This is a genomic window from Pseudomonas putida, from assembly GCF_005080685.1.
GTDB classification, from domain to species: domain Bacteria; phylum Pseudomonadota; class Gammaproteobacteria; order Pseudomonadales; family Pseudomonadaceae; genus Aquipseudomonas; species Aquipseudomonas putida_V.
In genome coordinates this window covers 2,032,075-2,051,139 of the sequence record NZ_CP039371.1, presented here as the reverse complement: position 1 = coordinate 2,051,139, position 19,065 = coordinate 2,032,075, and the positions used below count along the sequence as shown (strand labels likewise).

Below are 19,065 nucleotides of genomic sequence, written 5' to 3'. Positions count from 1 at the left end.
CCTAAAGCGAACACACCTGCATCACCCCCCAAACCGGCACCAAGCCCACCAACCCCGCCGCCACCCGGGGCCAATAAGGCAACAGCAGCACCAGCAACAACCCCGCCAGCGACATCACCCCGAACCAGGCCACCGGCCCCATGGCCCAGCCCCAGGCCTGGACACACAGCAACAGGCTGAGCAGCAGCCCCAACCAGCCCATTGCGCGCAACGAGCGGCGCAGTGCCGGCGGACAGGTGCGTCCCCACACCGGCTTGAAATGCCGCTCCAGGCCCTGGCACAGCGCGAGCATTCCCCCGTAGGCCAGCACTGCCCCACCCATTACCGACAGCATCATGCCCTGGCCTCCCTGCGTGGCATTGCCCGCGTCCTGCGTGGCGCTGCCGCGTGATGATGAACGCGCCAGGCCGCCAGGCCCAACACGGCACCGAGTATCAACGCCGTGACCACCACAGCCAGGCGCATGCCGTCGGCCAGGCCGCCCAACAGCCCCAGGCCGCAGCACAACAGCGCCACCAAACCCAGCTGCTCGACCCAGGCGCGCCGAGCCGGTCGCAGCCCGGCATGCAGCAGTGCCAACAGCCACACACCGAAGAATGCCCGCACCTCCCAGTCCTGCCGCTGCGCAAGCTCCACCGGCAACAGCCGGCTGGCCCAGAGCAATGCGACACAAGCCAGCAGCAGCCCGGCGATGAAACCGATGTTGCACACCTCGGCCAACCGGTACCAGCGCCGCGCCGAGGCATCCTCGGTGGCGCTGGCGTACTTGCGCCCGCGCTTGACGCAGAACAACACCAGGCCACTGGCGATCATCAAGCAACTGACCAAGCCGCAAGTGAAGTACAGCCAGCGCATCGGGTAGCCGCCGAACTGGGCGAAATGCAGGCCGACCATCACCCGCTGGGTCAGCGGCGCCGGGCGCCAATCGGCGACATCACTGAGCAGCTCGCCTGTAACGCCATCGAAGACCATGGCCTGGCCCTTGGACAGGGCGATGCGGTTGCCCAGTTCCGGGCGGACCTCGATGCGCGCGCCGGCCGTATTCGGGTGACTCACGCTGAAACCGCTGAGCGGGCCCAGCCGCGCCTCGGCCTGGGCCAGCAGCGGCACCACATCGACCAGTTCGCCTGGTTGCCTGGCCAGCGCCCGCGGCTGCTCCAGGCGAGCGTTGCCCTGAGCCTGGGAATAGGCTCGGTTGTCGCCCTCGAACAGTGCATCGACCCCAGCCGGGATGTAGATGAGCATGAAGATCACCAGGCCGGTGTAAGTGATCATCAAATGGAACGGCAGCAACAGCACCGCGCTGGCGTTATGGAAATCCAGCCACGATCGCTGCCCCTTGCCGGGCCGGAAGGTGAAGAATTCCTTGAAGATCTTCTTGTGGATGACGATGCCGGTGACCAGCCCCGCCAGCATCACCAGGGCCAGCGCGCCGACCACGAAGATGCCCCAGTTGCGGGGCAGGTCCAGGGTGAAATGGAAGCGGAAGAAGAAATTGCCACCGACGCTCTTGCGCACCTCGATCGCTTCGCCGCTTTGCGGATCGAGCTGCACGCTGTGGCCATGGCGACGATCACCGGTAGACACGCGCAGACCCGGCGCACGCTCGCCGGGCAGGCTGACGCCCCAGTTGCCGGCGTTCGGCTCGTGGGTTTGCAGATAGGCGATGGCACGCCGCGCGGCATCGGCCTGGGACACCTCGCTTGCCGGGATTTCCGGCTGCATCCAATGGTTGAGTTCCTTGTCGAACACCGCCAGCGTGCCAGTGACGAAAATGGCGAACAGCAGCCAGCCGAAGATCAACCCGGCCCAGGTGTGCAGCCAGGCCATCGATTGCGTGAAGCTGTTCTTCATGCCAGCCACCTCATTGCCTGGGGCCAGAATCCGACCAGCGCCAAGGGGAGCGCCAACACCAGCGGCCACCAGGCGCGTAGCGCATCGCGACTGGCGAAGGCCCAGAGCATGGCGGCGGTATAGAAGACGAAGGCCGGCAGCGTGGCGGCGATCACCGCGTCGCCAGGTGCCAGTGGCAGTAGCCTGGCCAGGCAAGCGCTGGCGGCGTAGCTGAAGGCATAGCCACCGAGCAGTGCGGCGCCGCTGCGCGAGAGGATCTGCAGCCAGGGGGGAAGACTGTTCATGGGTGCTCCTGGGGCTGCTGTACAGTCCAATCGCCGGCAAGCCGGCTCCTACGGTTCACCCAAGGCCCCAGGGCAACCTGTAGGAGCCGGCTTGCCGGCGATTGGGCCGCACCGCGGCCCCTACGATCAGAAGGAAATGTTCAACGCGGCAAACACCGCCCGCCCCGGCTGGTTATAGGTATTGGCCCCCGAACTGCTGGCATTGCCGCCGCGCAGGATCTGCTTGTCGAAGACGTTGTTCACCCCGACCCGCACGTCATAGTTGGCGTTGAACTTGTAACCTGCGCTCAGATCCACCAGCCCATAGGCCTCGACATCCTGCTGCGCCGCGGCGTCGTAATCCTCCTGGGTGCGGTAGTTGTAGGTCGGCGACTTCTGCTTGCCGAAGTAGGTCCCGGCCACCTGGAACGACAGCTTGTCGGTAGCGCGCCAGTCCAGCGTAGTGTTGACCGTGTACTCGGGGATCACCGACAGCGGCTCGCCGGTTTCACGGTTGTCGTTGTCGAGCATCCAGGTCAGGTTGGTGTTCCAGTCCAGGGTCGGGGTCAGCTCCATGAAGAAGTTGCCCTCGATGCCCTCGACCCGCGCCTTGCCGGCGTTTTCCCATTGGGTCACACGGCGGCCGCTGTTGATCGCATACAGCACGTCGGTGCCGCCGATGATCTTGTTCTGATAATCGTTGCGGAAGTAGGTGGCACTGGTACGCCAGGTGCCGCGGTCGTACAGCAGGCCAATTTCCTTGTTCACGCTGATCTCGGGCTTGAGGTCGGCGTTGCCCTGCAGGTAGCAGCCACCGGAGTTGGTCTGCTGCACGCTGCAGCCGTTGCCACGGCTGTACAGCAGGTAGTTGGGGTTGGACTGGTACAGGTTCGGCACCTTGTAGGCCCGCGCGATGCCGCCCTTGACGGTCAGGGCATCGGTGATCTTGTGCGACAGGTTCAGGCTCGGGCTGAAGTTGTCGCCGAAGGTTTCGTGATGGTCGAAACGCAGGCCTGGGGTGATCGTGGTGTTACCGACGATGATGTTGTCCTCGGCGAACAACGCGTAGCTCCTGGCGGTCATCTTCGAGTCGCTGCGGTCGAAGCCGCCGATGACATCACCGCCGCCACCGCTGGGGTCGAAGCTTTGAGGGCGGAACGACCCCTGGTCGTTGAGCGATTCGTAGAGGTACTCGCCGCCCAACGTCAGCACGTGTTCGGTGCTGCCCATGGCGAACGGCAGGTTGACCTCGCTGGAGAGGCGCGTGTTGCGCAGCCGCGACATGGCCGCGCCGCTGTCGTTGATCGCACCTTCCGGGCCACCGGCCAGGCCCTCGTTGAGGCGCCAGTTGCGCACGTACTCATAGGCCAGGGTGGTCTTGCTGGAGCCCCAGGTGAAATCGCCGAGGTGGGTCAGGTCGTAGGTGCTGCGCTGCATCACGTTGGTCTCCTTGCCGTACAGGCTGGAGATCAGGTCGATATTGCTGCCGCCGTTGCTGTTCATGGTGTCGCCAGCGTAGATGTTGCCCTGGCGGCTATAGCCGGCACTGGCTTCGAGGCGGTGCTCGTCGTTGAGCCGCCAGCTCAACAGGCCGTTGATGTCCTTGTTGCGCACGCCTTCGCGGCCGGCGGCCAAGGCACTGTTGGCGTGGCTGGCGTTGATGTCCAGGTCGTCGGCATCGGTCTTGGCCAGGCCACCATACAGGCGGAAACCCAAGTTGTCGGTGAGCCCGCCGCCAAGGTTGAAGTTGGCTCGGCGGCTGGCGCCCTCGGCGCTGTCTTCTGGCATCTGGGTGTAGAAAGTGACGTTGCCTTTGAGCTCGTCCGTTGGGCGTTTGGTGATGATGTTGACCACCCCACCCATGGCGCCGGAGCCATAACGTGCTGCCGCCGGCCCGCGCAGGATCTCGATGCGCTCGACCGCCTCAGCTGGCACCCAGTTGGTCTCGCCGCGGGTGTCGCGGTCGCCGTTCCAGCCGTAGCGCACGGCATTGCGAGCGCTGGACGGTTTGCCGTCGATGAGGATCAGGGTGTTCTCCGGGCCCATGCCGCGCAGGTCGATCTGGCGGTTGTTGCCCCGTGCGCCACTGGCGCTGTTGCCGGTGAGGTTGACCCCCGGCTCACGGCGGATGATATCGGAGAGATCGTTGGCCGGCGGGTGACGCTTGATGTCCTCAGCGGTGATGATCGACGAACCCAGGGCCTGGCGTGCCTCTCGTTCGGCGGTGACCAGGGTGTCCTGGATCACCAGCGCGTCCTCGGCCACCGGCACTTCCAGTACCTCGCCGGGCACGGCCTGCTGGCTCTCGGCCGCCATCACGGCCGGCGACGCCAGTGCGAACAGGGCCAGAGCCAGGCGATTCGGTGAGGTTCTGGGTTGCATCGGTACATCTCCTAGAAAGGTGAGCAAGGGGCAAGATCCGTCTGCGCAGCCGGAAAGCCCTCGCCCTCCGACCTCTCAAGCACAGCTTGGGGAGTCACTAGGGATGGTGAATATAGTGATTCTCAAATGAGTTTAAATCTTATTTACGAAGTTTACATATCTGATGGGGAACTTGACGGTTTCTTACGCTGAGGGTTTTTAGCGCTGCATAGATCGAGCGCCGCCAGCGCGGCGCATCGCGACGCAAGGCCGCTCCCACATCTGTTTCGGGCCAATTTTGTCTGGTAGGCCATGGTGGTCAGCCTGGCGGGCCCGGTGCGATATCTGTGTTGGCGCAGGGCGCACCCCGATATTCCGTGGTGCCCCCGAACAACCATGGCCTGACAGACAGTGGCACGTTGCAACAAATGTGGGAGCGGCCTTGCGTCGCGATGCGCCGCGCGGGCGGCGCTCGATGTATGCGGCACCACACCTCTCCAGCGCACACTCCGCGATGCGCCGCGCGGGCGGCGCTCGATGTGTGCGGCACCACACCTCTCCAGCGCACACTCCGCGATGCGCCGCGCGGGCGGCGCTCGATCTCATAGGCGCTAGAATTCTCCCGACAAGCACCTCAGAGCCGGCCCAGAATGCGCACAGCCGAAAAAGCCGACCCGCAAAACGCCACCAGCACCCTGCCAAAAATTCCCCGCAGCGTCTGGGCGCTGGGCTTCGTTTCGATGTTCATGGACCTCTCCTCGGAAATGATCCACGCCCTGCTACCCCTGTACATGGTCACCGTGCTGGGCACCTCGGTGGTCGCGGTGGGCTTCATCGAGGGCATCGCCGAGGCGACCGCGTCGATCACCAAGGTGTTTTCCGGGGCGTTGAGCGACCGCCTGGGCAAGCGCAAGCTGCTCACCGTGCTCGGTTATGGCCTGGCGGCGCTGACCAAGCCGGTGTTTCCCATGGCAGGGGGACTTGAGTGGTTGGTAGGGGCGCGTTTCGTCGACCGCATCGGCAAGGGTATCCGCGGAGCACCCCGCGATGCGCTGGTGGCCGACGTCACACCCCCGGCGCTACGCGGCGCCGCCTACGGCCTGCGCCAGACCCTGGATACGCTGGGCGCGTTTCTCGGGCCATTGCTGGCGATCCTGCTGATGTGGCTGACCGCGAGCCATTTCCAGACTGTGTTCTGGATCGCGGTGATCCCGGCATTCGTCGCGGTGTTCATCCTGGTCGTCTACGTGCGTGAACCAGCACCGGGCCCGGCACCACGCCCCACGCGCGCGCCACTTTCCCTGAAGCAACTGGTACACCTGGGACCCGACTATTGGCGGCTGGTGCTGCTGGCCGTGGTATTCACCCTGGGCCGCTTCAGCGAAGCCTTCCTCCTGCTACGCGCTCAGGACATGGGGTTGGCGGCCCTGTGGGCGCCGGCAGTGCTGGTGGTCATGGCCCTGGCCTATTCGCTGTCGGCCTACCCCGCCGGTGCCCTGTCCGATCGCATCGGTCGGCGCGGCGTGCTGCTCATGGGCCTGGGCCTGTTGGTGCTGGCCGACCTGCTGCTGGCCTTGCTGCCCGGCTGGAGCGGGCTGGCGCTGGGCGTGGTGGCCTGGGGGCTGCACCTGGGCTTCACCCAGGGCATCTTCGCCGCGCTGATCGCCGACAGTGCCCCTGGCCACCTGCGCGGCACCGCCTTCGGCGTATTCCATCTGCTCACCGGCGTGGCCTTGCTGGTGGCCAGCGTGGTCGCTGGGCTGCTGTGGGATGGTGTGGGCTTCCGGGCGACCTTCCTGGTCGGCGCGACCTTTGCCGGCGCCACCCTGGTCGGGGTGGCCCTGCTGTCCCGTCCTTCCACCCGCTAGGCCAATACCTCGCCACTGGCTTGCGGCTGGAAGGTCCACCCGCCTTGACCGTCCACCTCCAGACGATGCGTGTGGAAGCTCGCCAGGGTGCTGCGGTGGCCGATGCTCACCAGCAACGTGTCGGGCAATTGATTGCGCAGCAGCGCATACAAGGTGTGCTCCAGACCTTCGTCCATGGCCGAGGTGGACTCGTCGAGAAACACCACCTGGGGCCGGTTGAACAGCACCCTGGCAAAGGCCAGGCGCTGCTGCTCGCCGATCGACAACACCTGCGACCAGTCGTAGGTCCCGCTCAAGCGTTCGGCCAGGTGGCCCAGGTTGACCTGGCGCAACGCCTGCTGCATGCGCGCATCGTCCTGCGGCTGCGCATCGGCCGGGTAGGCGATCGCGGTGCGCAGATCACCCAGCGGCAAGTACGGGCGCTGCGACAGGAACAGCGCCTGGTGCCCCGTCGGCCGCCGCACTTCGCCTTCAGCGTAGGGCCAAAGGCCCGCCAGCGCACGCAACAAGGTCGTCTTGCCACTGCCCGAAGGGCCCTTGATCAGCAAGGCCTGGCCGGGCTGCAAACTGAGTTCCAGATCGCCGATCAAGCGATGGCCATCGGGGCGCGAGACCTGCAAGCGATGGATGCGCAGGGCATGGGCCTGGTCGTGGGTATCGACACGGGGCAGCTCGCCGGCCTCGCGATTGGCCTCGACGAAGCCGGTCAAACGGTCGAGCGTGGCGCGGTACTGGGCGAACGCATCGTACGACTCACGGAAGAACGACAGCGAATCCTGGACCTGGCCAAACGCCTGGGAGGTCTGCATCACATCGCCGAGCTTGATCGCGCCGCTGAAAAAGCGCGGCGCCTGCAGAATGAACGGGAACACCACCGCCACCTGGCTGATACCGAGGTTGAAACCATCGAACTTCAAGCCTCGGAACACCAGCGCCCAGGCGTTGGCGATCAGCGCCGCGAAACGGCCCAACAGGGTGCCGCGCTCGACCTGCGCGCCTTGGTAGAACGCGATGTTCTCGGCGTTCTCGCGCAGGCGCATCAGTGCGTAACGGAAGTTGGCGGTGAGCTTTTCGTTGAGGAAGTTAAGGCGGATCAACGGCCGCCCGAGGCGGAATGCAACCCACGTGGCCACCAGCACATACAGGTAGACGGCGAACACCATCGCCCGTGGAATCTCCACCCCAGCCACCGCCAGTGGCGCCGACAGCCCCCAGAGAATGGCCGTGAACGCCACCAGCGAGACCAGCGCACTGACCGCGCCGAGGGCCAGGGTCACCGAGCCGGTGACGAAGGTACTGACGTCCAGTTCGATACGCTGGTCAGGGTTGTCCACCGGATCCGCGACGAAGCGACCCCGGTAATAGGCATCGCCATGCATCCATTCACCGGTCAGACGCTCGGTCAACCACATGCGCCAGCGGATGCTGAAGGCCTGGGTCACGTAGGAAGTGAACAGCGAGCGTGCCACGTGGATGATCGCCAGAACGCCGAACACGCCGAGCAGGTACCAGAAGGCTGATTGATCCAGGCCCTGCAGGGCGCTGTAGAAGCGGTTGTACCAGAACGAGAACAGCACGTTCAGGCGCACCGAGAACAGCGTCAGCACCAGCAGCAAGGCGAACGCCAGCAAGGGTCGCCAACTGCGGCGGAGATTGAAGTAAGGCCCGGCGAGCTGCCAGAACTGCGCGCCCCAGCGGGTGAAGCGCACGGCCAGGGTCGCGGCAACGGCGAAGCCGACAAAGGTGGAGAGTGTGGCGATTGCCAGCCAGCTCAGGCTTTCTTGCAGGGCCTGGTGCCAGTTCATGTCCATGGGTGGAATCCGCGGCGGCGAGTGATTTCGCGAGCGTAGCATCGGGGGCAGAATCTACCGGCAAACATGACGGACATTTCATTTTGTCTGTGCCGGCCTCTTCGCGGGACAAGCCCGCTCCCACAGAGTCTCCAGCGCTTCCAAAACCTGCGCTGTACGTGTGGGAGCGGGCTTGTCCCGCGAAGAGGCCGGCACAGGCAAACGTCAGTTCAAGGCCTCCAACACCTTGGAATCCACCCCCTCCCCCGCATGCGCCTCGATCCATTCAGTCAACTGCCGACGCATCGCCGGGGTCCAGAAACTCTGCAGATGCTGCCTCACCCCCTGCACCGCCAGCGCCCGATTGGGTTCGCTGTCGAAGTAATGGGCTATCTGGTTGGCCATCTTGATCAGGTTGTCACTACTCATCGACGCACCTCGGCGTTTTCCTCGGTGGTACGGCGCTCCTTGAGCAGGCGCCGCTGTTCGTCACTGAAGTCCTGGTAGCGCTTCTGCCACTGCGACGGCTGGAACACCTTGACCACTTCCACAGCGGTGACCTTGTATTCCGGGCAGTTGGTCGCCCAGTCGGAGTTGTCCGTGGTAATCACGTTCGCCCCCGATTCGGGGAAGTGGAAGGTGGTGTAGACCACTCCCGGCGCCACCCGCGCACTGACCTTGGCACGCAGCACGGTCTGCCCGGCGCGGCTGCCGATGCCTACCCAGTCACCATCGCCAATGCCCCGGCTCTCGGCGTCAGTGGGGTGGATTTCCAGGCGGTCGGCGTCATGCCAGGCGACGTTGCCGGTGCGCCGGGTCTGAGCGCCGACGTTGTACTGGCTGAGGATCCGCCCAGTGGTCAGCAGCAACGGATAACGGCTGTTGACCTTCTCGTCGGTGGGTACGTAGCCGGTCAGCATGAAGCGCCCCTTGCCCCGCACGAACTGCTCGATGTGCATGGTCGGCGTGCCATCGGGTGCGGCGTCGTTGCATGGCCATTGCAGGCTGCCACGGCGGTCGAGCTCGGCGTAGCTGACACGCTGGAAGCTTGGGGTCAGGCGAGCGATCTCGTCCATGATCTCGGACGGGTGACGGTAGTTCATCGGGCAACCCAGGGCATTGGCCAGGGCCACGGTCGCCTCCCAGTCGGCCTTGCCGGCCAGCGGCTGCATGACCTTGCGCACCCGCGAGATGCGCCGTTCGGCGTTGGTGAAGGTGCCGTCCTTTTCGAGGAACGAGCTGCCGGGCAGGAACACGTGGGCGAACTTGGCCGTCTCGTTGAGGAAGATGTCCTGCACCACCACGCATTCCATGGCACGCAGCGCGGCAGTGACGTGCTGGGTATTGGGGTCGCTCTGGGCGATGTCCTCGCCCTGGCAATACAACGCCTTGAAACTGCCGTCCAGGGCCGCCTCGAACATGTTGGGGATGCGCAGGCCCGGATCGGGTTGCAAGGTCACGCCCCAGGCCTGCTCGAATTCGGCGCGCACGCCTTCGTTGGCGATGTGCCGGTAGCCCGGCAGCTCATGGGGGAACGAGCCCATGTCGCACGAGCCCTGCACGTTGTTCTGCCCACGCAGCGGATTGACCCCTACTCCTTCGCGGCCGACGTTGCCGGTGGCCATGGCCAGGTTGGCGATGCCCATCACCGCGGTGCTGCCCTGGCTGTGCTCGGTCACGCCCAGGCCATAGTAGATGGCCGCGTTGCCGCCCGTGGCATACAAGCGTGCGGCGGCGCGGATCTGCTCGGCGGGCACGCCGCAGATCGGCCCGAGGATCTCAGGGGCGTTCTCTGGCAGGCTGACGAAATCGCGCCAGCGGGCAAAGTCTTCGGTTTCACAGCGGGCATCGATGAAGCGTTGGGCCAGCAGGCCTTCGCCGACGATCACATGGGCCAGGGCGTTGAGCATGGCCACGTTGGTACCGGGGCGCAGTTGCAGGTGCAAGTCGGCGCGGGCATGGGGCGCGTCGACCAGGTCGATGCGCCGCGGGTCGATGACGATCAGCCGCGCGCCCTCGCGCAGCCTGCGCTTGAGCTGCGAGCCGAACACCGGGTGGGCATCGGTGGGGTTGGCGCCGATCACCAGGATCACATCGGCCTGCATCACCGAGTCGAAGCTCTGGGTACCGGCCGATTCGCCGAGGGTCTGCTTCAGGCCATAGCCGGTCGGCGAATGGCAGACCCGCGCGCAAGTGTCGACGTTGTTGTTGCCGAACGCCGTGCGCACCAGCTTCTGCACCAGATAGGCCTCCTCGTTGGTGCAGCGGCTGGAGGTGATGCCGCCGATCGAATCGCGCCCGTACTTGAGCTGGATACGCCGGAATTCACTGGCGGCGTAGGTCACGGCCTCGTCCCAGCTGACTTCCTGCCAAGGGTCTTCCAGGCGCTTGCGGATCATCGGCTTGGTGATGCGGTCGGGGTGGGTAGCGTAGCCCCAGGCGAAGCGCCCTTTGACGCAGGCGTGGCCATGATTGGCGCCGCCGTTCTTGTCCGGGACCATGCGCACCAGTTGGTCGCCCTTCATCTCGGCGCGCAACGAGCAGCCGACGCCGCAGTAGGCGCAGGTGGTGATCACCGCCCGCTCGGGCTGGCCGAGCAGAACCAGCGACTTCTCGCTCAAGGTCGCGGTCGGGCAGGCCTGTACGCACGCACCGCACGACACGCACTCGGAGGAGAGGAAATCGTCACCACCGGCCGCCACCACCCGCGAGTCGAAGCCACGCCCGGTGATGGTCAGGGCGAAGGTGCCCTGGATGTCCTCGCAGGCGCGTACGCAGCGGCTGCAGACGATGCATTTGCTCGGCTCGTAGTCGAAGTACGGATTGGACACGTCCTTCTTCTCGGCCAGGTGGTTGGCACCGTCATAGCCGTAGCGGACCTCGCGCAGGCCGACCTGGCCGGCCACGGTCTGCAGCTCGCAGTTGCCGTTGGCCGAGCAGGTCAGGCAGTCCAGCGGGTGGTCGGAGATAAACAGCTCCATGACATTGCGGCGCAAATCGGCCAGACGCGGCGTTTGCGTGCGCACCACCATGCCCTCGGTGACCGGCGTGGTGCACGAGGCCGGATAGCCACGCATGCCATCGATCTCGACCATGCACATGCGGCACGAGCCGAAGGCTTCGAGGCTATCGGTGGCGCACAGTTTGGGAATGCTGGTGCCAAGCAGCGCCGCAGCGCGCATCACCGAGGTGCCGGCGGGCACGCTGATGCTGCGTCCGTCGATGTTCAGGCTGACCTGCACGGCGCTGTCTCGAGCAGGCGTGCCGAGGTCGCTGCTTTTATCAAAAGCGGGGTCGAAGTAATTGATCACTGCGCGGCCTCCGTGGTGGTCAGGCCAAAGTCGGCGGGGAAGTACTTGAGGGCGCTGGCCACCGGATAGGCGGTCATGCCGCCCATGGCGCACAGCGAGCCGTACTGCATGGTGTCGCACAGGTCGCGCAGCAACAGGGCCTGGTCGTGACGCTCGGTGAAGTCGCTGCTGGCGATCAGGCGGTCGACCACCTCCATGCCGCGGGTCGAGCCGATGCGGCAGGGCGTGCACTTGCCGCAGGACTCCTCGGCGCAGAACTGCAAGGCGAAGCGCGCCATGCTGGCCATGTTCAGGGTGTCATCTGCCACCACCACGCCACCATGACCGAGCATCGCGCCCATGGCGGCGAAGGCTTCGTAATCCAGCGGCGTATCGAAGTGGCTCGGCGGCACCCAGGCGCCCAGCGGGCCGCCGACCTGCGCAGCCTTCAAGGGCCGACCACTGGCGGTACCACCGCCGTAGCCTTCGACCAGCTCACGCAGGGTCAGGCCGAAGGCGCGCTCGACCAGGCCGCCATGACGGATATTGCCGGCCAGCTGGAACGGCATGGTGCCCAGCGAGCGGCCCATGCCGAAGTCGCGGTAGAAGGCCGCGCCCTTGGCCAGGATGATCGGCACCGAGGCCAGGGTGAGGACGTTGTGCACCAGCGTCGGCCGGCCGAACAGGCCTTGCAGCGCCGGCAGTGGCGGCTTGGCGCGAACGATGCCGCGCTTGCCCTCGATGGACTCGAGCAGCGCGGTTTCCTCGCCGCAGATATACGCCCCTGCTCCCACCCGCACTTGCAGCTCGAAGGCCTGGCCGCTGCCGGCCACATCGGTGCCAAGGTAGCCGGCATCGCCGGCGATCGACAGCGCCTGGTTGAGCACGCGAATCGCATCGGGGTATTCCGAGCGCACATAGATGTAGCCTTTGTCGGCACCGACCGCGAGACCGGCAATGATCATGCCTTCGATCAGCAGGAACGGGTCGCCTTCCATCAGCATGCGGTCGGCGAAGGTACCGGAATCGCCTTCGTCGGCATTGCAGACCACGTACTTCTGCCCGCCCCCGGCGTCGCGCACGGTGCGCCACTTGATGCCTGCCGGAAACGCCGCGCCACCACGACCGCGCAGGCCGGAATCGAGCACGGCTGCCACCACGTCGGCGCCTGGTTGGGAAACGGCATTGGCCAAGCCAGCGAAGCCGCCATTGGCCCGGTAGTCGTCCAGCGACAGCGGTCGGGTTATACCGGCGCGGGCGAACAGCAGGCGCTGCTGGGTCTTCAGGTAGGGAATCTGCTCGACCAGGCCCAGCGCCAGCGAGTGGCCACCGGGCTGGCCGGTCAGGGCGTCGAGCAGTGCGGGCACATCTTCAGGGGTGACCGGGCCATAGCCCATGCGCCCTTCTGCGCTGTCGCACTCCACCAGCGGCTCCAGCCAGTACAGGCCACGCGAGCTGGTACGTTGGATGTCGAGGGCGAGTTGGCGCCGCTCAGCCTCGTTCTGCAAGGCGTTGGCGACCTGGTCGGCGCCCACGGCGCGGGCCACCGAGTCGCAGGCAATGTACACCTTCAGCATGCTTCACCCTCCAAGCAACCATTGACCAGTGCGCGCAGGCGCTCCGGGGTCAGGCGCGCGTGCACCTGGCCGTCCAGTTCCAGCGCCGGCGAGCAGGCACAGGCGCCCAGGCAATACACCGGGCGCAGGCTGATGGCGCCGTCGGCGCTGGTGCCATGGTCGTCGAGCGCCAGTTGCTCGCGCAGCTGCGCGGCCAACGCCTCGCTGCCACGGCTCTGGCACGACTCGGCGCGGCACAGGCGCAAGGTATGGCGGGCCGGGGGCTGGGTACGGAAATCGTGGTAGAAGCTGATCACCCCGCGTACTTCGGCGAGGCTGAGGTTCAGGGCATGGGCGATGTGGTCGACGGCGGCGTCGGGGACGAAGCCGATGGCATCCTGGATAGCATGAAGGATCGGCAACAAGGCGCCGGGCTTGGCCTTTTCGCGGGCGAGGATGGTCTGGATTTCTGGCAGGTGCAGTAATTCATCAGGCATACAGCGGACCTCGGCATCACGGACCCTGCCTGAATTGTTGTGAGGGGCAGGTGTCCAGCGTGTTCTGCTGCGGCGCGCGGGTCACGTCACGGATACGTGCTGGCGGCCTCCTTGCACCTGGCCATGCGTCTGCGCGCACTGGGTCCAGGGCATCTGACAAGCATGGCACTTGTACGGCCGAAAGGTTGTACGCGAACGACCAGGCGCATCCTGAAACCGACCTGGGATTTCGCAGGGTGTGGACTCATGCTGTTCACTCAAGAATGCCGGGGCTGCTGCGCAGCCGATCGCGGCACAAGGCCGCTCCTACATAGGCCTGCGTACGCCGATCGAAGTGGGAGCGGCCTTGTGTCGCGATGGGCCGCAAAGCGGCCTCATGTTGCATCAGGCCACCGCCTGCACAGCCGTTGGTGAAGTACCAGTCCGACACCCGAGCCGCCATGTCGCGCGCGGCACGCGAGCTGCCGCCCTGGAAGATCTCCGGATGCGGTTGCTGCAGCGGTTTGGGTTTCAGGTTGTAGTGAGTGTGGCTGGGTGTGCACTGGAGAGGTGTGGTGCCGCATACATCGAGCGCCGCCCGCGCGGCGCATCGCGGCGCAAGGCCGCTCCTACATTTGTTTCGGGCCAATCATGTCGGGTAGGCCATAGTTGTCAGCCTTGTTGGCCCGCCGCGATATTTGTGTTGGCGCGGGGCGCACCACGTTGCTCCGTGGTGCCGCCAAAGGCGAACAACTATGGCCTAACTGACATAGGCACGTTGCAACAAATGTAGGAGCGGCCTTGCGCCGCGATGCGCCGCGCGGGCGGCGCTCGATCTATGCGGCGCGACAAATCTCGTGCCGAACCCACCCGGCGGCACAGCAACTCTCGCGCCGAACCCACCCAGCACCCCTACAATTGCTCGCCACCCCCACCAACCTCACCCAACCCTCACCCAACCCTCACCGAAAATCCGCATACGGCTTGAGCGGATTGACCGGCAACGGCAAGTTCCCCTGCCACACATCGAAGCTGTACCGCAGATACATCAGCACCCGATTGGGCGCATAGTCCTCGCTACGCTGGGCCGTGAAGCCCGCGCCCAGTACCCAGTGGTCATCCAGGCGCCGCTCGACGAACGCCTGTGCCATGTACCCTGCGCCGCTGTTGTTGTCGCCACCACGCATCACGCCGATGTTGCTCGACACCAGCGACGGGTACTGGGCGAGAATGTCGTCGTTCACCGAGTCCAGCGGGAAGGCCCGCTCGGCGTCGTTGCGTGCCCAGGAATAACTCAACGACCCTTCCAGGTACACCGACCAGTCGGCATTGCGCCACGCATAGCTGACCGGCAAGCCCACCGACATGTACCGCTGCGGGCTGTAGTAGCCACCCTGGCCCAAGGTATAGCCGCCCAGGTTGCGATCGTAGGTCCAGTACATCGCGCTGGCGCCCACCCGCAGCTCCTCGTCGACGCGCTGGATCAGCCGGTAGTAATAGCCGCCCATCGCACGGAAGCGGCTGTTGTCCTCGACGTTCTCGCCGCGCAGCAAGTGGTAGCCCAGGCTGGCCCAGATGCCATCGTCGCCGCCCTGGTCGCGGCTCAGGTTCAAGGTCACGCCGGTAGCCGTGACCCCACCCCAGCTGATGCCCGTGCGCGGGTCCTTGGCCCCGCATAGGACAGCAGCGAGTTGTTCATCGGCCGCCGCGAAGCGGTCACCGTCCAGCCGGTGCCTAGATGCTTGCCGCTGTAGCTGATACCCCCGAGGATATTCTGCTCCTCGAAGCCCAACGGCGAAGTGCCGATGTCGGCGCTGAACCGATCGGTCTGCCAGCCCACCGCCAGGGTGGTGCCATCGGCGCTTTCCGAGCCGCCGGGGCAGCCGGTCGGCACCGGTCCCGACGTGGTGTTGCCGCGCAACGAACAACTACCGTAGGCCTCGCGGTGCAGGCCGTCGGCATCGGTGTCGAAGCTCGAGGTACGCAGCGATACCCGCTCCACCCGGGCAAAGCCACGGCCCTCGGCCACCGGCATCTCGGCATGCATCATGGTGGTCCAGGTGGTCAGGTCGGAAATGCCCGACGAGCCGTCGTTGTCGCGCCAGCCGTAGTCCTGGTGGATGGTCACCGTGGGGCTCTTCCACTGGTACAGGCGGTCGACGTCACTGCGCAGGCTGCGCTTGAGCCAGTCGTCGTCATCCTTGGCCCGGCTGGCCCGGGTCAGGGCGATGTCGTCACGCGGGCTGGCCTGCTCGGCGGTCAGCAGGCCAGCATCGCGCATGCCCAACGCGTAGTAGTCCAGCGCCTGCTCGGCATTGCTGCGTGGCTGCATCTGCGCCAGGTCGCGGTAGAGCAAGGCGTCCGGCTCCGTGCGCTCCTTGGCCAGGTCCGCGAGCAGGCTGGCTGCCTTGTCCTTCTCGCCCACCGCTGCCCAGGCGTTGGCCAAGCGCCGACGGGCGTCGTAGCTGGCAGACTCGAACCGAGGCGGGGCGCTGCGCAGGGCCTGGCGTGCAGCGTCGATGTCACCCCGAGCGATCTGCGCCTCGATGCGGCCCAGCCGGGCATCGCCATCGCCCGGCTGTAGGGTCAAAATGCGTGCGTAATAGCCATCGGCAGCGTCCAATGCCTGACGTTGTCTGGCCCAACCGGCAAGTTGACGCAGATCGTCGAGCTTCTGCTTCGGATCGTTGCTGGCGGCGATACGTTGCTCGAGCAGGGCTTCGGCGCCCTGCACATCGCCCTGGGCGAACAGTGCGCGGGCTCGTTCCAGACTGGCCTGGCGCTGCAGGCGTTGCTGCAACTGACGCATGCCGTCGTTCCACGTGCTGGTCGGCACGCGCTGCAGGCTGTCCAGGCCAGCCTGATAGCGGCCAGTGGCTTCCAGGTGCAAGCCATGGGCGAAGCGCGCCTGGGCATTGTCGGGCTGGCGTGCCAGCAGCTCGTCGAACACCGCATCGGCCTGGGCCTGCTGGCCCTGCTCGCGCAGCGCACGGGCCAGGTCGGCGGCCAGCCAGGGATCGTCTGGCGCACGTTGCCGGGCCTCGCGCAGCAACGGCGTCGCCGCTGCCCAGTCCTGGCGCTCCAGCGCCTGCCGAGCCTGCTCGCGCAGGCGCTCGACCTGCCCATCGCTGGCCGTACCGCCACCGCCGCCCTGCCTCTGCGAGCGGGCGAAAGCCTGGCGTTGCTTGGGCGACAAGGTCGCCAGAAACTGTTCATAGCGCTTGGCCGACTGTCCCTGATAGAGCTTGGCCAGGCCCCAGGTAGCACTGTCGTTGCCCGGGTCCATGCGCAGCGCCTGCTGGTAGTACCCTTCAGCCTGGCTGCGCTGACCACGGGCCAGGGCCACATTGCCCAGGCCGACAACGGCCTGGGGCTCCTTGGGGTCTTGCTGCATGGCCTGGCGATAGGCCTGTTCGGCGCCGTTGTAGTTACCTGCATCCAGCGCCTGCTTGCCGCGTTGCATCACCAGCCAGTACTCGGTGGAGGCCAGCAGGTCATGCCATTTGCTGAGGATGTAGGTGTCCTGCTCTTCGGCCACCGCCTGCTTGAGCCACTGCACCGCCTCCTGCCTGCGCCCCTGGCGGGCCAGGGCCAGGCCCAGGTAGCCCTTGAGCGTGGCATCCTGCGGGTAGGCCGCCAGTGCCTGGCGCAGCTTGCGCTCGGCCACCGCTGGGGTGCGCCGGGCCACCAGCAGCTGGATGCCCTCCTGCCCGGCCCGCCAGGCCGGGTCGCCGGTCAGCTTGCGCTGGCCGGCCAGCAGCTCCTCGACCTGGGCGGTGTGGCTGGCGCCGGGGTAGCGCTCCAGGTAGGCCTGCCAGGCGCGCACGCTGGCGTCGCTGGTCGGTTGCTTGCTCAGGTAGCCGAATTCGAGGTCGGCGGCCACCTGCCGCGACTGGCTTTGCTCGGCCATGCGCGCCAGCACCGCGAGGGCCTCGTCGTTGCGCTTGGCGCGAAACAGCTGCTCGACCAGAAACTGCTGCAACTCGGGGCTGCCCGGGTATTGCTGGTCAAGCTGGCGCAAGTGATCGATGGTGACCGGCAATTGCTCCGGCAGGCGGCTGCGAATGCGCCAGTATTCCAAGGCCAGTTCCAGCGAAGGCGGCTCGCCCTTGCCGAACGCGGCTTCATACTGCGCCAGCGCCTCCTCGAAACGCCCTGCAGTGGCCAGCAGGCGCACCTGTTGCAAGGCCTGCTCGCCGTCGCCGCTGTACATCTCCAGCAGGCGCGCCATTTGTTTGTCTTGCGGGCTGCCAGGGGCGATGCGTTGCAGGTCGCCATACAGCTGGCGCGCCCGGTCGACCTCCTGGGTGCGCAGCGCCTGGCGGATGGCCGCGGTAATCGCATCGAGGTTGTCCGGTTCGAGCAGACGCAGGCGGGCCAGGGAGTCTTCCACCAGCGACTCGCGGTGCGTGGCCTCGCCCAGGCGGATCTGCTGCAACAGCCAGGCACGCTGCTCGTCCCGGTCGGCCGGCGCCGCCAGCAACGCAGCCGGTAGCGAGCCCAGCAACACCAGCGTGATCAGTCTGCGCATTGTGCATCCCAGCGAATCATCAGTCGTCCCTTGTCATCGAAGCGGTAGCGCGCCTGGTCCCAGCCCTGGCCGAACAGCGCCAGCATGCCGCCGTAGTAACCGGTGGGCGGGTGCTGTTGCAGCCGTTGGCGCTGCGCCTGCAGACCAGCCTGCTCATCGAGCGCCACCAGCATCGGCAACATCGCCGCGGAAAATCCCACCGGCCCCTTGCCCTTACCGGTGCCCTCGACGATGTCGACTTTCTCGGGGGGAACGCCCTCGGCCAGGGTCATCGCGACCATCGGCCGATAGCGTTGCAACAGTTCATCACGCTGGGCCGCGCCCGCACCGAGCATGCCCAGCCAGAGGTACACACGGATGGCGTCATAGCTGCCACGGGTGCCATTGTCCGGATCGTTGGCCGGCTTGCCGTCGTTGCCCCACAACAGCCAGTCCGGCGCCAATCCTTTCGGCGCACTGCGCAGCAGCAAGGTGCGGCTGTTACGCGCCAGGTCGGCCCAGACCGGCGCCACCTGGGCGAAGCGGTCCAGCAGCTGCGGCGGCAGGTAGCTGGTGTTCAGGCGGGTGCCCTTGGCCGTGACGAAACCCTGGTCGCCCGGCAGCAGCATCAGGCCCAGGCCAGGTAGCGGGCGCAGGGTCTGCGCAGCCACGCGCCAAAGAATCTGCTCGCCCAGCACGCGGTACTCGCTGACCGCCCACAGACGCGAGGCTTCGAGCAGCGCATAGGCCATCCACAGGTCGGCATCGCTGGCGTTGTTGCCATCCAGCACCCCCCAACGCCCTTGGGCATCCTGGCCCCATTTCCAGGCGGGCAGGCGTTTGCGCAGGTCGCCCCCGGCAAGGTTGTTCTCGGCCCAGCCGAGGATGTGCTGGAAGTAGGCGCGATCGTTGCCCACCAAAGCGAAGAACATGCCATAGGCCTGGCCTTCGGAGGTACTGATGCCCTGGGCCGGGTCCATCACCCGGCCATCGGGTTTGACCAGTGCCGTCTTGAAGGTCTCCCACTGCGGCCAGCAGGTCGCCGACGCCATCGGCGCCAGCAGGTACAACACGAGCACCAGCCCGAGCCTGCGCAT

At 66.2% G+C, this 19,065-nt stretch carries 13 protein-coding genes and 1 pseudogene; 1 reads left to right on the top strand and 13 read right to left on the bottom strand.

The features are described 5' to 3' along the window. Nucleotide 1 precedes the first annotated feature (1 nt). The 4 genes from E6B08_RS09505 to E6B08_RS09490 form a co-directional block, all read right to left on the bottom strand. Entirely contained in the window at nt 2–337 is a 336-nt protein-coding gene (locus tag E6B08_RS09505; protein ID WP_136913771.1) for a DUF3325 domain-containing protein, read from the bottom strand. Continuing rightward, on the bottom strand, nt 334–1,854 hold the full coding sequence (locus E6B08_RS09500) for a PepSY-associated TM helix domain-containing protein (RefSeq protein WP_136913770.1): 1,521 nt from the start codon (nt 1,852–1,854) through the stop codon (nt 334–336). The genes E6B08_RS09505 and E6B08_RS09500 overlap by 4 nt, the downstream gene beginning before the upstream one ends. Continuing rightward, a complete protein-coding gene (locus E6B08_RS09495; protein ID WP_136913769.1) occupies nt 1,851–2,138 on the bottom strand; it encodes an iron transporter in 288 nt (95 codons plus the stop codon). The genes E6B08_RS09500 and E6B08_RS09495 overlap by 4 nt, the downstream gene beginning before the upstream one ends. 126 nt (nt 2,139–2,264) lie before the next feature. Further along, nucleotides 2,265–4,499 carry a TonB-dependent siderophore receptor gene (locus E6B08_RS09490; protein ID WP_136913768.1) on the bottom strand — a complete coding sequence of 745 codons (2,235 nt, stop codon included), beginning with the start codon at nt 4,497–4,499 and terminating at the stop codon, nt 2,265–2,267. Between the two features lie 629 nt (nt 4,500–5,128). On the opposite strand from E6B08_RS09490, the gene E6B08_RS09485 reads away from it, so the two are divergent. Then, entirely contained in the window at nt 5,129–6,346 is a 1,218-nt protein-coding gene (locus tag E6B08_RS09485) for an MFS transporter (RefSeq protein ID WP_136913767.1), read from the top strand. On the opposite strand, the gene E6B08_RS09480 is transcribed toward E6B08_RS09485, so the two are convergent. From E6B08_RS09480 to bcsZ, 9 genes and pseudogenes are all read right to left on the bottom strand, one after another. After that, nucleotides 6,343–8,157 carry an ABC transporter ATP-binding protein/permease gene (locus E6B08_RS09480; RefSeq protein WP_136913766.1) on the bottom strand — a complete coding sequence of 605 codons (1,815 nt, stop codon included), beginning with the start codon at nt 8,155–8,157 and terminating at the stop codon, nt 6,343–6,345. The two genes, E6B08_RS09485 and E6B08_RS09480, sit on opposite strands and share 4 nt — an antisense overlap. 204 nt (nt 8,158–8,361) lie before the next feature. Beyond that, on the bottom strand, nt 8,362–8,565 hold the full coding sequence (locus E6B08_RS09475) for a formate dehydrogenase subunit delta (protein ID WP_136913765.1): 204 nt from the start codon (nt 8,563–8,565) through the stop codon (nt 8,362–8,364). Beyond that, a complete protein-coding gene (gene fdhF, locus E6B08_RS09470; RefSeq protein ID WP_136913764.1) occupies nt 8,562–11,447 on the bottom strand; it encodes a formate dehydrogenase subunit alpha in 2,886 nt (961 codons plus the stop codon). Before fdhF ends, E6B08_RS09475 begins: the two co-directional genes overlap by 4 nt. Further along, nucleotides 11,444–13,003, bottom strand: a complete 1,560-nt coding sequence (locus tag E6B08_RS09465; RefSeq protein WP_136913763.1) for a formate dehydrogenase beta subunit — start codon at nt 13,001–13,003, stop codon at nt 11,444–11,446. Before E6B08_RS09465 ends, fdhF begins: the two co-directional genes overlap by 4 nt. After that, nucleotides 12,997–13,479, bottom strand: a complete 483-nt coding sequence (locus tag E6B08_RS09460; RefSeq protein WP_136913762.1) for a formate dehydrogenase subunit gamma — start codon at nt 13,477–13,479, stop codon at nt 12,997–12,999. The genes E6B08_RS09465 and E6B08_RS09460 overlap by 7 nt, the downstream gene beginning before the upstream one ends. Before the next feature lie 396 nt (nt 13,480–13,875). Beyond that, a pseudogene (locus E6B08_RS09455) lies at nt 13,876–13,999 on the bottom strand (dimethyl sulfone monooxygenase SfnG); the annotation flags it as partial. Nucleotides 14,000–14,420: 421 nt separating this feature from the next. Then, entirely contained in the window at nt 14,421–15,077 is a 657-nt protein-coding gene (locus E6B08_RS31070; protein ID WP_238349297.1) for a cellulose synthase subunit BcsC-related outer membrane protein, read from the bottom strand. Further along, nucleotides 15,074–17,989 carry a cellulose synthase complex outer membrane protein BcsC gene (gene bcsC, locus E6B08_RS09450; protein ID WP_238349296.1) on the bottom strand — a complete coding sequence of 972 codons (2,916 nt, stop codon included), beginning with the start codon at nt 17,987–17,989 and terminating at the stop codon, nt 15,074–15,076. The genes E6B08_RS31070 and bcsC overlap by 4 nt, the downstream gene beginning before the upstream one ends. Continuing rightward, nucleotides 17,977–19,065, bottom strand: coding sequence for a cellulose synthase complex periplasmic endoglucanase BcsZ (gene bcsZ / locus E6B08_RS09445; RefSeq protein WP_136913761.1), 1,089 nt, complete (start codon nt 19,063–19,065; stop codon nt 17,977–17,979). The genes bcsC and bcsZ overlap by 13 nt, the downstream gene beginning before the upstream one ends.